Below are 13,571 nucleotides of genomic sequence, written 5' to 3'. Positions count from 1 at the left end.
GCTCAGCCTCGCAGGGTGGCGTGGAGTTCCTGCAGGGACCGCACGCCGATACCGCCGTTGATGGTGGCCTCGATGCCCTGTACGGCCGCGGCCGCACCCTGCACGGTGGTGATGCACGGGATGTTCGCGCTCACCGCGGCGGTGCGGATCTCGTAACCGTCCACGCGCGGACCGTTGTTGCCGTACGGGGTGTTGAAGACGATATCGACCTCGCCGTCCTTGATCATGTCCACGATGCTGGGCGAGGCGACCGAACCCTCAGCGGTGCCCGATCGACCCTCCGCAAGCTCCGGGTCGGAATGCTTGCGCACCTGCTCGCACGGAATCCCGTTGCGGCGCAGCATTTCCGCGGTGCCCTCGGTGGCCAGGATGCGGAAGCCCAGGTCATGCAGGCGCTTGACCGGGAACACCATGGCGCGCTTGTCGCGGTTGGCGATCGAGACGAAGGCCGCGCCCTCGGTCGGCAGCGAACCGTAGGAAGCGGTCTGGGACTTGGCGAACGCGGTGCCGAAGTCGGCGTCGATACCCATGACCTCACCGGTGGACTTCATCTCCGGCGAGAGCAGCGAATCGATACCGCTGCCGTCGGGCCGCTTGAAGCGGTGGAAGGGAAGCACGGCTTCCTTCACCGCGACCGGGGCGTCGACCGGGGTGTATCCGCCATCGCCCTCGGCCGGGAGCAGGCCCTCCTTGCGGAGTTCGGCGATGGTGGCGCCCAACGCGATTCGCGCCGCGGCCTTGGCCAGCGGGACCGCGGTGGCCTTGGACACGAACGGCACGGTGCGGCTGGCGCGCGGGTTCGCCTCGAGGACGTAGAGCACATCGTCCTTGAGCGCGTACTGCACGTTCAGCAGCCCCTTGACGCCGATGCCCTTGGCCAGCGCCACGGTCGAGCGGCGCACGGCCTCGATATCGCTGCGGCCCAGGGTGATCGGGGGCAGGGCGCACGCGGAGTCACCGGAGTGGATACCGGCCTCCTCGATGTGCTCCATGACCCCGCCCAGATAGACCTCTTCGCCGTCGCACAGGGCGTCGACGTCGATTTCGATGGCGTCTTCCAGGAACCGGTCGATCAGCACGGGGCGATCCGGGCTGATATCGGTGGCGCGGGAGATGTAGCCCTCGAGCGTCTGCTCGTCGTAGACGATCTCCATACCGCGACCGCCCAGCACGTAGGACGGGCGCACCAGCACCGGGTAGCCGATCTCGGCGGCGATCTTCTTCGCGGCCGGGAAGGTGGTGGCGGTTCCGTACTTCGGAGCCGGAAGTCCCGCTCCGACAAGGACATCGCCGAATTCGGCGCGGTCCTCGGCCAGATCGATGGCGGCGGCGGAGGTGCCGACCACCGGAACGCCCGCGTCCGTGAGCTTCTGCGCCAGACCCAGCGGGGTCTGTCCGCCCAGCTGGCAGATCACGCCCGCGACAGTGCCGGATTCGGTTTCCGCGTGGTAGACCTCGAGCACATCCTCGAAGGTCAGCGGCTCGAAGTAGAGGCGGTCGGCGGTGTCGTAGTCGGTGGAGACGGTCTCGGGGTTGCAGTTGACCATGACGGTCTCGTACCCGGCGTCCGAAAGCGTCAGTGCCGCATGCACACACGAGTAGTCGAACTCGATGCCCTGGCCGATGCGGTTCGGACCCGAACCCAGGATCAGCACCTTCTCGCGCTCGCGCTGCGGCGCGACCTCGGATTCCGCGGCGGGATCGAGCTCATAGGCCGAGTAGTGGTACGGGGTCTTGGCCTCGAACTCGGCGGCGCAGGTGTCGACGGTCTTGAACACCGGGCGGATGTGCAGGCGATGGCGCAGGGCGCGCACGCCGTCCTCCCCCGCGAGTTCCGGTCGCAGAGCGGCGATCTGGCGATCGGAGAGGCCGTAGTGCTTGGCGGTGCGCAGCAGCGGCTCGTCCAATACGGCGGCGTCCAGGATCTCCTGGCGCAGCTCGACCAGCGCGGCGACCTCGGCGACGAACCAGGGGTCGATACCCGAGGCCTTGGCGGTGTCCTCGATGCTCGCACCCAGGCGCAGCGCGCGCTCCACCTGGTAGATGCGGCCTTCGGTCGGGGTGCGCAGATCCTCGAGGACGGCCTCGACATCGGTCCAGTCGCCGTCCGGCTGAGTCCAGAAGCCGGTGGCCTTGGTCTCGAGCGAGCGCAGCACCTTGCCCAGCGCCTCGGAGAAGTTGCGGCCCAGGGACATCGCCTCGCCGACCGACTTCATGGTGGTGGTCAGCGTCGGGTCCGCGCCCGGGAACTTCTCGAACGCGAAGCGCGGGGCCTTGACCACGACGTAGTCGAGCGTGGGCTCGAAGCAGGCCGGGGTCTCCTTGGTGATGTCGTTGACGATCTCGTCCAGGGTGTAGCCGATGGCCAGCTTGGCGGCGATCTTGGCGATCGGGAAACCCGTTGCCTTGGAAGCCAATGCGGACGAGCGCGAGACGCGCGGGTTCATCTCGATGACGATGAGACGGCCGTCGGCCGGATCCACCGCGAACTGGATATTGCAGCCGCCGGTGTCGACGCCGACCTCGCGCAGGATGGCGATGCCCAGATCGCGCATCTTCTGGTATTCGCGGTCGGTGAGGGTCATGGCCGGGGCGACGGTCATCGAGTCGCCGGTGTGCACGCCCATCGGGTCGACATTCTCGATCGAGCAGACGATGACCACATTGTCATTGCGGTCGCGCATGAGCTCGAGCTCGAATTCCTTCCAGCCCAGGATGGATTCCTCGATGAGCACGTTCGCGGTCGGCGAGGCCGCGAGGCCGCCGCCGGCGATGCGATCGAGATCCTCATCGTTGTAGGCCATACCCGAGCCGAGGCCGCCCATGGTGAAGGACGGGCGTACGACGACCGGGAAACCCAAGTCGCGCACGGTCTCCCGGACCTCGTCCATGGTGTAGCAGACCTTGGAGCGGGCGCTCTCGCCGCCGACCTTGGCGACGATGTCCTTGAACTTCTGCCGGTCCTCACCGCGCTGGATGGCTTCGAAGTCCGCGCCGATCAGCTCGACGTTGTACTTCTCCAGAATGCCGTTGTCGTGCAGGTCGACCGCGCAGTTCAGCGCGGTCTGACCGCCCAGGGTCGCCAGGATCGCGTCGGGGCGCTCCTTGGCAATGACCTTCTCGACGTATTCCCAGGTGATCGGCTCGACGTAGGTGGCGTCGGCGAACTCCGGGTCGGTCATGATGGTCGCCGGGTTGGAGTTGACCAGCGAGACGCGCAGGCCCTCCGACCGCAGGACGCGACACGCCTGGGTTCCCGAATAGTCGAACTCACAGGCCTGGCCGATGACGATCGGACCCGAGCCGATCACCAGGATGTGATTGAGGTCGGTACGGCGTGGCATCAGGCACCTTCCATCAGGCCGGAGAAACGATCGAACAGGTAAGCGGCGTCGTGCGGTCCGGCGGCGGCCTCGGGGTGGTACTGCACCGAGAAGGCGCGGCCGCTGACCAGCTGAACGCCTTCCACGACACCGTCATTGGCGCAGATATGGCTGACCTCGGCCTTACCGAACGGGGTGTCGAAGACCTCCCCGCGCTCACCCTCGAGGGCGAAGCCGTGGTTCTGGGCGGTGATCGAGATGCGCCCGGTGTGGTGTTCGATGACCGGGACATTGATGCCGCGGTGACCGAACTTCATCTTGTAGGTGTCGCGCCCGAAGGCGCGACCCAGGATCTGGTTGCCGAAGCAGATGCCGAACAGCGGGATATCGGCCTGCAGCACCTGCTGGGTCAGCGCGACCGAGCCGTCGGCGGTGGCCGGGTCACCGGGACCGTTGGACAGGAACACCCCGTTCGGGTTCAGTTCCTTGATCTGGTCGAAGGTGACGTTCGAGGGCACCACGTGCACCCGCATACCGCGCTCGGCGAACATGCGCGGGGTGTTGGACTTGATGCCGAGGTCGACCGCGACCACCGTGAAGCGGTGCTCGCCGAGCGGTTCGATAGTGTACATCTCATCGGTGGAGACCTCACCGGCCAGGTCCGCGCCCAGCATGGAGGGCTGTCCGTTGACCCGTGCGACGAGTTCCTCGTAATCGGCCAGGGCCGCACCGGAGAAAACGCCCGCCTTCATCGAACCGCGAGTGCGCAAGTGCCGCACCAGGGCTCGGGTGTCGATGCCCGCGATGCCGACGATGTTCTGGTTCTCCAACTCGTCCTGCAGGGTGCGCTTGGAGCGCCAGTTGGAGGCGCGGCGCGCGGGATCGCGCACGGCGTACCCGGCGACCCAGATCTTGCTCGACTCATCGTCCTCGTCGTTCCAGCCGGTGTTGCCGATCTGGGGCGCGGTGGCCACCACGATCTGACGGTCGTAGCTGGGGTCGGTGAGGGTCTCCTGATAGCCGGTCATCGCGGTGCAGAACACCGCCTCACCCAAAGTCTGTCCCGTGGCGCCGAAGGTCGATCCGCGGAATACGCGACCGTCCTCGAGCACCATCACTGCGACGTTGTCGCTGCTCATACTGCGTCCTTCCTGGAATGTGCGGGGGGCTTCCGTGGTTACGCGAGCTGCCGCCTTCAGCCCCTGACCGCTCATTCCGGGTCTCCCGTCTTCGTCGTCTGTGTCTGTGCTCCGGTCCAGGCCGGGTACACCGTCTTGTCGTCTCCCCGGAATCCGGTATCCACCTCGGTTCCGGTCGGCAGTGTCCAGCGGATCACCAGCACACCGCCTTCGGTCATCACCTTGCCCGCGTGCCCGCGCTCGGTGCGCACCGCGGTGATGGACTCCTGCGGAATCCAGATCGCGCCCGCGCCGTCACGTTCGAGCAGGATGCCGCGTTCGAATCGAGTCATCTCGGCGGTGGCTCGGAAACCCAGGTCGCCCACCGTGATTCGCTGAATCCAGCTGGGCGCCAGGGTGCTGCCGAGGTACATGCCGGTGGTCGGCTCCAACAGCTGCGCACCGCAGTCGGCCGGGACGAGCGGCAGCTCCCCGATCGACGCGGCCTGCTTCTTCGCTCGGCCGGTCCAGGCGCGGTACATGCCCCACACGCACAGTGCGAACAGTGCGAGCAGCACGATCACCGTCAGTGTTCGCTCCATTACGGTCCTCCTCGATTCCCAGCCCGCCGGTCTCCACCGGCGAAGATCTCATCACCGCCGCGCGGGACGGCGGCCACTCCGTCGCGCGAGGTGATCCGGCCGCGCAGGAAGGTGGCGGTCACCTTCGCGGGCAGGGTCATCTCGTCGAACGGGGTGTTGTGGGCGATGCTGGCGAGTTCCTTCGCGCGCACCGTCCACTCGGTGTTCGGATCGATCAGCGCCAGGTTGGCCGGTTCGCCGACGGCGAGCGGGCGGCCCTGATCGTCCAGGCCCACAATGCGGGCCGGGTTCTCGCTCATGACGCGGGCCACGCCGCGCCAGTCGAGCAGGCCGGGCTGGACCATGGTTTGCACGATGATCGACAGCGCGGTCTCCAGGCCCAGCATGCCGGGGCGGGCGGCGGCGAATTCGCAGCACTTGTCCTGTTCGGCATGCGGGGCGTGATCGGTGGCCACACAGTCGATGACACCGTCGGCCAGGGCCTGGCGCAGCGCTGCCACGTCGGAGGATTCGCGCAGCGGCGGATTGACGCGGTTGACCGCGTCGTAGGTCTCCAGGCGCGAGTCATCGAGCAGCAGGTGGTGCGGGGTGACCTCGGCGGTGATCGAAATGCCCTGGGACTTGGCCCATTTGAGCAGTTCGACGGTGCCGGAGGTGGAAGCGTGGCAGATGTGCACGCGCGCACCGGCATCGCGGGCCAGCAGGGCGTCGCGGGCCACAATGGACTCCTCCGCGGCGCGCGGCCATCCGGCCAGGCCCAGGCGGGCGGCGTTCGGACCCTCGTGTGCCACCGCGCCCTTGGTGAGCCGGGGCTCCTCCGCGTGCTGGGCGATCAGGACGCCGAGCGAGTTCGCGTACTCCAGGGCGCGGCGCATGATCAGCGGGTCGTAGACGCAGTGGCCGTCATCGGAGAACATGCGCACCGCACCGACTCCGGCGGCCATGGTGCCCATTTCGGCGAGCTGCTTGCCCTCGAGGCCCACGGTGACCGCGCCGACCGGGTGCACGTCGACCAGGCCGACCTGCTGTCCGCGTCGCCACACATGGTCGGTGATGACCTGCGAGTCGGCGACCGGGCTGGTGTTGGCCATGGCGAACACCGCCGTGTAGCCGCCCAGAGCCGCTGCGGCGGAACCGGTTTCGATGGTCTCGGTGTCCTCGCGACCCGGCTCGCGCAGATGCGTGTGCAGGTCGATGAAGCCCGGGAGCAGCAATTGCCCGGTGCCGTCGACGATTTCGGCGTCCTCGGCCTCGATGCCCGCGCCGATCTCGCGAATCTCACCGTCCGCCAGCAGGACGTCGACCGGGTCGCCTTCGCCATACAGAAGAACGCTCTTGATCAGGATGCTCACGCCACCACCTCGTCGGTTCCGACCAGCAGGCGGAAGAGCACCGCCATGCGCATATGGACTCCGTTGTTGACCTGTTGCAGCACAGCCGCTTTGGGGGAATCGGCGACCGCCGACGCGATTTCCATGCCGCGCAGCATGGGGCCCGGATGCAGGACCACGGCGCGCTCGTCGAGCATGCCCATGCGACGCTCGCTCAGGCCGTAGTTGATCGAGTACTCGCGCGCCGACGGGAAGAAACCGCCGTTCATGCGCTCGGCCTGCACACGCAGCATCATGACCGCGTCCGCGCCGGGGAGTTCGGCGTCGAGGGAGTGCGAGATGCGCACCGGCCACTGGCTCACACCCACCGGCAGCAGGGTCTGCGGGGCGACCAGGACCACTTCCGCGCCGAGGGTGCTGAGCAGGAAGGCATTCGAGCGCGCGACCCGGCTGTGCAGGATGTCCCCGACCAGCACGACCCGCTTGCCCTCCAGGTCGCCGAGGCGCTGACGCAGGGTCAGCGCGTCCAGCAGAGCCTGGGTGGGGTGCTCGTGGGTGCCGTCACCGGCATTGATGATGGCCGGGCCGGGTCCGACGAAACCGCCGCTTCGCTCGGTGATCTGGGCGAACCAGCGTGCGATCTGATGCGCCGCGCCCGAGGCCGGGTGGCGCACGATGAGCGCGTCCGCACCCGCCGCGTGCAGGGTCAGCGCGGTATCGCGCAGCGATTCGCCCTTGGAGACCGAGGAGCTCGAGGCGCTGACATTGATCACGTCCGCGCTCATCCACTTGCCCGCGACCTCGAAGGAAACCCTTGTGCGCGTGGAGTTCTCGAAGAAGACCGTCATAACGGTGCGCCCGCGCAGGGTCGGCAGCTTCTTGACCTCGCGCCCGAGCAGGGCCTGTTCGAAGCGCTCGGCGTCGTCGAGCAGTTCGGTGGCGGCGGCGCGATCCAGATCGGTCACCGAGAGCAGATGCTTCACTTGTCACCCTCCTGACGCAGGTACACACCGTCACGGCCGTCGTGCTCACGCAGCAGCACCGAGATGTCCTCGCTGCGGGAGGTGGGCACGTTCTTGCCGACATAGTCGGCGCGGATGGGCAGTTCGCGATGGCCGCGATCGATGAGCACGGCCAGCTGGACCGCGCGCGGGCGGCCCAGATCACGCAGCCCGTCCAGGGCCGAGCGCACGGTGCGTCCGGAGAAGAGCACATCGTCGACCAGCACCACCAGCACATCTTCGATACCGCCCTCGGGCACCGAGGTGCGCTCGAGCGGACGATGCGGTTTGCTGCGCAGGTCGTCGCGGTAGAGGGTGATGTCCAGGGAGCCGACGGCGGGTCGCACGCCGGAGAACTCCTCGATGCGATTCGCCAGTCGAGTGGCGAGAGTCGTTCCGCGCGTGGGGATTCCGATGAGCACCACACGGGGGCCGGTCGGATCGCCGGAGTCCAGCGCGGTCTTCTCGATGATCTGATGCGCCATCCGCGCGATGGTGCGGCCGACATCGGAGTCCGAGAGCAGCTCTCGTCCGGCGTCCACCTGTGCGGGATCGTGCCGCTGCGAGTATTCGGCAGCGCTCGACTTGGCCGCCCGATCTTCGGGCACAGCCATGCCGACCTCCTTCCCCGCCTCACCGGACGGTCCGTTAAAGGATGTCTTTTCGGGTTGCGAGCCTAGCAGCGCCGCCGATCCCTCCCGGCACCGCACCCCCGTGGCAACCGGCGGGTCCGAGCAGGTCGGCAAGTTGCGCGCGACACACTCGCGCCAGACCGCCCGGTTCTGGGAGTTCGGGCCGCACGGAGCCCACACCTGCGAGTTTTCCGGAGAATCCTCGCAACTCGGACATGGCTCAGGCAATCCCGTAGCTATGAAACGGGCTAAGCGGTTGCATCGCATCCGCCCACATCGCCCGGCGCTGGGAGCAATGTCACAGTGAACAATGACCCTGATCTGGGCCGTTGCCATCACACCGGTAATCACCGGCGAGAGCGGGCGGCGCGCCCGAGTCCCGCTTGGCGGCCGTCTTCATACACTGTAAACCGGTCTGTGCGATGCTCGGAGGGTGAGCAACGAAGCCGACTTCACCGAACCAGCCCGCGTCACTTTCCGCGGCTACGGCGGTATCACTCTCGCCGGTGACTCCTGGGGACCCCAGGACGGACCGCTGGTGGTATTCCTGCACGGCGGCGGCCAGACCCGCCACTCCTGGAAGGACTCCGGATTGGCGCTGGCCAAGGCCGGAATGCACGCGGTGCTGCTGGACGCGCGCGGACACGGTGACAGCGACTGGGCGCCCGAGGGCGATTACACGCGCAGCGCCATGGTCGAGGACCTCATGGGTGTGCTCGAACAACTCGGCAAGCCCGGGTTCGTGGTCGGGGCCAGTATGGGCGGGCTCACCGGGCTCATCGCCAGCGCGCACCCGCATCATGAGCGCATGACCGGCCTGGTGCTGGTCGATGTGGTGCCGCGACCCGAGGTCAAGGGCGTGGAGCGGGTGATCAGCTTCCTGGGCAGCAATCCCGAGGGCTTCGCCAGCCTCGAGGAGGCCGCCGACGCCGTGGCCGCGTACCTGCCGCATCGTCGCCGCCCGCGCAATCCCGAAGGGCTGCAACGCAATTTGCGCCAGCGCGAAGACGGCCGCTGGTACTGGCATTGGGATCCAGCCATGCTCGGCGGGCGCGGCGAACAGATCGATATGCACACCAAGGCCCTCGAAGACGCGGCGCGGCAACTGACCATGCCGGTGCTGCTGGTTCGCGGTGCGCTCTCGGATGTGGTGAGCGAGGAGGGCGTGCGGTCCTTCCGCGCGCTGGTGCCGCACGCCGAATACGCCGAGATCGGCGCGGCCGCGCATACCGCCGCCAGTGACGCGAACGACGAATTCACCGATGCCGTGGTCGATTTCGTGCGCGCCCACGTGACCATGGACTGAAAGCGCTACTCCCCCAGCAGTCGATCGAGCAGGTGGCGGGTCAACTCGACCACCTGCTCGCGGGTACGACTGCCGATCAGCACACCCTGGGTGATGCCGCCGATGGCGGACACGATCAGCTGAGCGTCCAGGTTCGCGGTGTCGAAGGCCTTGCCCGGCTGTCGATCTCGCTGTGATTGCGCGGTGAACATGTTCACCGGATACAGCGGTGCGCCATGGGTGTCCTCGGGCTTGATGACATCGGATCCACTGTGGCGTGACCGAATCGACCGTGACCGTCTCCGAGACCGCCGCACGGGCGGCCCACGATCTGCGCATTCTGGTCGGGCGATGGCGTCGGCGGTTCCTGGAACAGTCGGACAGTCGTGAACTCACACCCACCCAGCCGTCGGTGCTGAGCCGGTTGAGCAAGGGCGCATCCGGCGGTTCTGGCCGTGGCCGCCGGAGCTGCGCGAACTCCGCACTCCCGCACCCTTTCTCGATGTCCGGGTGCCGCTCCTCGGGTCTGTTCCTCGCGCTCACCCTGGCGGATCGCTCACTGCGGCGCGTCGGCGTGGCCGTGGGGAGCGCTCGGATTCGGTTCAGCACCGGTGACTTACCGGAGTGCCCTGCTCACCGAATGCGAGTTGTCAAGCCGGACTTGACCTTCGGCCAATCGTCCACGGTGATGGAGAACAGGACGCTGTCCCGCAGGGTGCCGTCGCCGCGGCGGAATTGCCGCCGGAGTGTGCCTTCATACTGCGCTCCGAGGCGGGCTATCGCCTGCTGGGAACGCTGGTTGCGCACGTCGGTCTTGAGTTGTACCCGTGCCGCACCGAGGGTTTCGAAGGCGTAGTCGAGCAGAAGCGATTTGGCTTCGGGGTTCACCACGGTGCCCCACACCGAGGGCACATAGACGGTGAAGCCGATCTCCAGACCCGCGTCCCGGGGACGGGCCTCCAGGTACGAAGTGATGCCGACGATCGCCCCGGCGGGTCGATCGGCGATCGGCTTGACCGAACGCACCGTCCACACATGCCAGTCCGCATGCGAATCTCTCTCGCGCAGTAGCGCTTCCAGCTGCTCCGGTGCGCTCGGACGCCAGGGCAGGTGTGCCCAGACCCGGTCGTGGTCGAGGGCTCGGAACAGTTCGGGCGCTTCGGCGGCCGGGTCGACGGTGGTCAGTTCGATCGCGGTGCCGGTCAGCACGGTGCCGGTCGGTATGGGCCAGTTCATCTCCGGCCACGGCTCATCGTGGGGGCGGGGGTCCGGGCGGGGCTCGAAACGCTCCGACTCTGCGATCTGCTGCACATCCGGACTATACGGTTCGCCGAGGACGCGCCGGTCGAACGACCGGCGCGTCGAGAGGCACCCGTCAGCGGAAGCGCCCGGCATTCTCGGCGGCCCACCGCGCGAAAGTCGTTGCGGTACGGCCGGTGATGTCGTGGACACTGGTGAGGGGCAGCCCCGCGGGCTCGGCGTCGAAGCTGGCGAGGACGTTGTCGACGTACCATTCGGCGGTCTCGCCCATGGTCGGGATGAGGGCGGCGATGGTCTCCTCACGGGTCGAGGGCACGAAGGCGATATCGCGCCCGAGTGCGGTGGCCAGGGTTCGCACGAGTTCGGCGCGGGTGAGGATCTCGGGCCCCGCCAGGGAGTAGGACCGCCCGAGGTGGGCGTCGTCCGTCAGAGCGGTGGCGGCGACGGCGGCGATATCGTCCATGGCGATGGGTGCGCTCGCGATATCGGGCCGGGGTTCGCGGACGGCGCCGGTGCCGCGGATCTGCTCGGACCACGTCAGGGAGTTCTCCATGAAGTCCGCGGGCCACAGGTGGGTCCAGTCCAGGCCGCTCTTCTCCACGGCGGCACTCACCGTGCCCCACCAGCTTTCGGGTTCCCCGGACAGGTCCACCACATGCCGCACGCCCGCCGCGCGGGCGCGCGCCAGCACGTCGGCGGCGGTGTCGGAGTTCGGTGCCAGATACATGCGCTCCACGCCGTCGAAGGCCGTCGCCAGGGTCTCGGGTTTGCGCGGGTTGCCCACGACGAGGTGCACCTGAGCCGGTAGCGCAGCCTTGCGCGGATTGGCGGTGAGCGCGCGAATATCGGTGACGCCGAGGTCCAGCAGATGGTCGACGACCTTGCGGCCGACACTCGCGGTTGCTCCGGTTACCAGGATGGTCATATGTGCCTCTCCCCTGCGAATCGATGAAAACGCCAGTTTGCCTAGGGAATTCGCGCGGCGCATATGGCTTTTTTCCGGGGGCCGTGACGGTCGGGCGCGGCGGGCTTGATCATCATCCGGATAGAACGTATGTTCGATCCCATGTCGATGTCATGGCAGGGATCGCTGCTCGACGGGTTCGGGGAACTCGAGGTGGGTGCGCTGGACGGTGTGCGGCGCACCGTGCTCGGCGCCGGGGCCTGGGTGGATGTGCTACCAGGCTGGATGACCGGGGCGGACGCGCTGTTCGAACGACTCGTCACCGAGGTGCCGTGGCGGGCCGATCGACGGGCCATGTACGACCGGATGGTGGATGTGCCCCGGCTGCTCGCCTTCTACGAGCAGGGCCAGGCGCTACCGGATCCGGTGCTGGACACCGCGCGCGAGGCGTTGAGCGAGTACTACCGGCCCGAACTCGGCGAACCGTTCACCACCGCCGGGCTCTGCTACTACCGCGACGGCAACGACAGCGTCGCCTGGCACGGCGATACCTCCGGGCGCGGCGCGACGCACGACACCATGGTGGCCATCGTGTCGGTCGGCGCGGCCCGCGCGCTGCTGCTGCGGCCGCGCGGCGGCGGGGAGAGTCTGCGCTATCCACTCGGGCACGGGGACCTCATTGTGATGGGCGGATCCTGCCAGCGGACCTGGGAGCATGCGATCCCCAAGACGCGGCGACCGGTGGGACCGCGCATCAGTATTCAGTTCCGCCCCCGGGGCGTGCGATGAAAGCCCTTGGGGTCAGCGGGATTTGGTGACCTTCGGGGCGGGCGGGACCGGTCGGCGGGCGAACTCCGGTGCGTGTTCGGCCCGTACGCCGCGCGCGACCAGATACGGCGGCAGGCTGCGCAGTACGGGAATGCGCCGGAAGACGCGCAGCGCCAAGGGCATATCGTCGAAATTGGATACATTGACCTTGCCCGACACCGCCGGTGCGATAACGCGGGCGTGCGCGACGCGCTGCATGCCCTGGACGACCGTGGTCGCCATGCCGCGGCGGCGCTGCACCCGGGCCAGATCCGACTCCTCGAGATGGCCCGAGATGAGTTTCGGGGCGAGGATTCTCGCGGCGGCGACCGCATCCTGCACCGCCAGATTGATGCCCACTCCCCCGACCGGTGACATGGCGTGCGCGGCGTCACCGAGACACAGCAGTCCCTCTCGATGCCACCGTTCGAGCCGGTCGAGTTTGACCTCCAGAAGTTTCACCTCATCCCAGCTCCGCACGGCGTCGACCCGATCGGCGAGCCAGGGCACGGCCGCGGCCATCTGGCGCACGATATCGGTGACCGGTTCCCGGTGCCGCACAGTGGAATCGCTGCCCTTGGCGATGAGAATCGCGCACTGCCAGTAGTCGCCGCGATCGAGCATGATCGCGACGCGATCGGCGGTGAGCACCGGAACCGCTCCGGCCGGATCGGTGCCATTGCGTGGAATGCGCGTCCACCACACGTCGAACGGGGTCGGCCGGTCTCGCACCCGCAATCCCGCCGCATTGCGCAGGGTCGAGGTGCGACCGTCGCAGGCGACGGTCAGATCGGCTCGAATCTCGCCCGTCGCGCCCGCTTCGGTGCGATAGCGCACTCCGGCGATCCTGCCGCCCTCGCGCAGCAGATCGATCGCCTCGGTACTCATGCGCAGCCGGAAGGTGGGCTCGGTATCGGCGGCCTGGGCGAGCAGATCCAGCAGATCCCACTGCGGGACCATGGCGATGTACTTGAACCGGCCCGGAATATGTTCGAAGGTGGCGAGGGTCCGCATATGCCCGCCGATCGGCACAGCCACCGAATTCAACCGGCGCTGCGGCAGTTTCGTGAACTCCTCGCGCAGGCCGAGTTCGTCGAGCAGTTCCAGGGTGGTGGGGTGCACGGTGTCGCCGCGAAAGTCCCGCAGGAAGTCACCGTGCTTCTCCAGCACCGTCACATCGATTCCGGCGCGCGCGAGCAGCAGCCCCAGAATCATTCCCGCCGGACCACCGCCGGCGATGAGACAGGTCGTACTCTCCATCGGGCCATCCCTCCCGGGCGACAACCATTCGGTCACACCCAGGGTAGG

12 protein-coding genes are annotated in these 13,571 nt (G+C 67.7%); 2 read left to right on the top strand and 10 right to left on the bottom strand.

Annotation, left to right across the window (positions count from 1 at the left end; translation table 11 throughout):
- Positions 1 to 2: 2 nt before the first annotated feature.
- From carB to pyrR, 6 genes are all read right to left on the bottom strand, one after another.
- Entirely contained in the window at positions 3 to 3,344 is a 3,342-nt protein-coding gene (gene carB / locus NA10_RS24425; RefSeq protein ID WP_067571881.1) for a carbamoyl-phosphate synthase large subunit, read from the bottom strand.
- Positions 3,344 to 4,462, bottom strand: coding sequence for a glutamine-hydrolyzing carbamoyl-phosphate synthase small subunit (gene carA / locus NA10_RS24420; RefSeq protein ID WP_067571879.1), 1,119 nt, complete (start codon positions 4,460 to 4,462; stop codon positions 3,344 to 3,346). Before carA ends, carB begins: the two co-directional genes overlap by 1 nt.
- Positions 4,463 to 4,533: 71 nt before the next feature.
- Positions 4,534 to 5,043, bottom strand: coding sequence for a PH-like domain-containing protein (locus tag NA10_RS24415; protein ID WP_067571877.1), 510 nt, complete (start codon positions 5,041 to 5,043; stop codon positions 4,534 to 4,536).
- Complete coding sequence (locus NA10_RS24410; RefSeq protein WP_373862411.1) at positions 5,043 to 6,389, bottom strand: dihydroorotase; 1,347 nt, start codon at positions 6,387 to 6,389, stop codon at positions 5,043 to 5,045. Before NA10_RS24410 ends, NA10_RS24415 begins: the two co-directional genes overlap by 1 nt.
- A gap of 2 nt (positions 6,390 to 6,391) precedes the next feature.
- Entirely contained in the window at positions 6,392 to 7,357 is a 966-nt protein-coding gene (locus NA10_RS24405) for an aspartate carbamoyltransferase catalytic subunit (protein ID WP_067571873.1), read from the bottom strand.
- Positions 7,354 to 7,989: a bifunctional pyr operon transcriptional regulator/uracil phosphoribosyltransferase PyrR gene (gene pyrR / locus NA10_RS24400; RefSeq protein ID WP_067571871.1), complete on the bottom strand. Its 636-nt coding sequence runs from the start codon at positions 7,987 to 7,989 to the stop codon at positions 7,354 to 7,356. The genes NA10_RS24405 and pyrR overlap by 4 nt, the downstream gene beginning before the upstream one ends.
- A 451-nt stretch (positions 7,990 to 8,440) precedes the next feature.
- On the opposite strand from pyrR, the gene NA10_RS24395 reads away from it, so the two are divergent.
- Positions 8,441 to 9,313: an alpha/beta fold hydrolase gene (locus tag NA10_RS24395; RefSeq protein ID WP_067571869.1), complete on the top strand. Its 873-nt coding sequence runs from the start codon at positions 8,441 to 8,443 to the stop codon at positions 9,311 to 9,313.
- A 5-nt stretch (positions 9,314 to 9,318) separates the two neighbouring features.
- On the opposite strand, the gene NA10_RS24390 is transcribed toward NA10_RS24395, so the two are convergent.
- The 3 genes from NA10_RS24390 to NA10_RS24380 all read right to left on the bottom strand — a co-directional run bounded on the left by NA10_RS24390 (position 9,319) and on the right by NA10_RS24380 (position 11,477).
- Complete coding sequence (locus tag NA10_RS24390; RefSeq protein WP_067571868.1) at positions 9,319 to 9,504, bottom strand: hypothetical protein; 186 nt, start codon at positions 9,502 to 9,504, stop codon at positions 9,319 to 9,321.
- A 421-nt stretch (positions 9,505 to 9,925) separates the two neighbouring features.
- Positions 9,926 to 10,603 (bottom strand): GNAT family N-acetyltransferase, encoded by a 678-nt coding sequence (locus tag NA10_RS24385; RefSeq protein WP_245677781.1) that lies wholly within the window; start codon positions 10,601 to 10,603, stop codon positions 9,926 to 9,928.
- Positions 10,604 to 10,667: 64 nt separating this feature from the next.
- Positions 10,668 to 11,477 (bottom strand): NAD(P)H-binding protein, encoded by an 810-nt coding sequence (locus NA10_RS24380; protein ID WP_067571866.1) that lies wholly within the window; start codon positions 11,475 to 11,477, stop codon positions 10,668 to 10,670.
- Between the two features lie 141 nt (positions 11,478 to 11,618).
- Here NA10_RS24380 and NA10_RS24375 point away from each other — a divergent pair, with 141 nt between their 5' ends.
- Positions 11,619 to 12,245: an alpha-ketoglutarate-dependent dioxygenase AlkB gene (locus NA10_RS24375; protein WP_067571915.1), complete on the top strand. Its 627-nt coding sequence runs from the start codon at positions 11,619 to 11,621 to the stop codon at positions 12,243 to 12,245.
- 12 nt (positions 12,246 to 12,257) lie between these two features.
- On the opposite strand, the gene NA10_RS24370 is transcribed toward NA10_RS24375, so the two are convergent.
- Entirely contained in the window at positions 12,258 to 13,523 is a 1,266-nt protein-coding gene (locus tag NA10_RS24370) for an FAD-dependent oxidoreductase (RefSeq protein ID WP_067571864.1), read from the bottom strand.
- Positions 13,524 to 13,571: the final 48 nt, after the last annotated feature.

It is taken from the genome of Nocardia acidivorans NBRC 108247 (genome assembly GCF_001625085.1).
GTDB lineage: Bacteria > Actinomycetota > Actinomycetes > Mycobacteriales > Mycobacteriaceae > Nocardia > Nocardia acidivorans.
Note: the sequence above shows the minus strand (reverse complement) of the source record. Positions and strands in the feature narration are given on the sequence as shown.

Coding starts and splice junctions, on each gene's coding strand:
- carB (WP_067571881.1), bottom strand. CDS start 3,344: ATGCCACGCCGTACCGACCTCAATCACATCCTGGTGATCGGCTCGGGT.
- NA10_RS24370 (WP_067571864.1), bottom strand. CDS start 13,523: ATGGAGAGTACGACCTGTCTCATCGCCGGCGGTGGTCCGGCGGGAATG.
- carA (WP_067571879.1), bottom strand. CDS start 4,462: ATGAGCAGCGACAACGTCGCAGTGATGGTGCTCGAGGACGGTCGCGTA.
- NA10_RS24415 (WP_067571877.1), bottom strand. CDS start 5,043: ATGGAGCGAACACTGACGGTGATCGTGCTGCTCGCACTGTTCGCACTG.
- NA10_RS24380 (WP_067571866.1), bottom strand. CDS start 11,477: ATGACCATCCTGGTAACCGGAGCAACCGCGAGTGTCGGCCGCAAGGTC.
- NA10_RS24375 (WP_067571915.1), top strand. CDS start 11,619: ATGTCGATGTCATGGCAGGGATCGCTGCTCGACGGGTTCGGGGAACTC.
- NA10_RS24390 (WP_067571868.1), bottom strand. CDS start 9,504: ATGTTCACCGCGCAATCACAGCGAGATCGACAGCCGGGCAAGGCCTTC.
- pyrR (WP_067571871.1), bottom strand. CDS start 7,989: ATGGCTGTGCCCGAAGATCGGGCGGCCAAGTCGAGCGCTGCCGAATAC.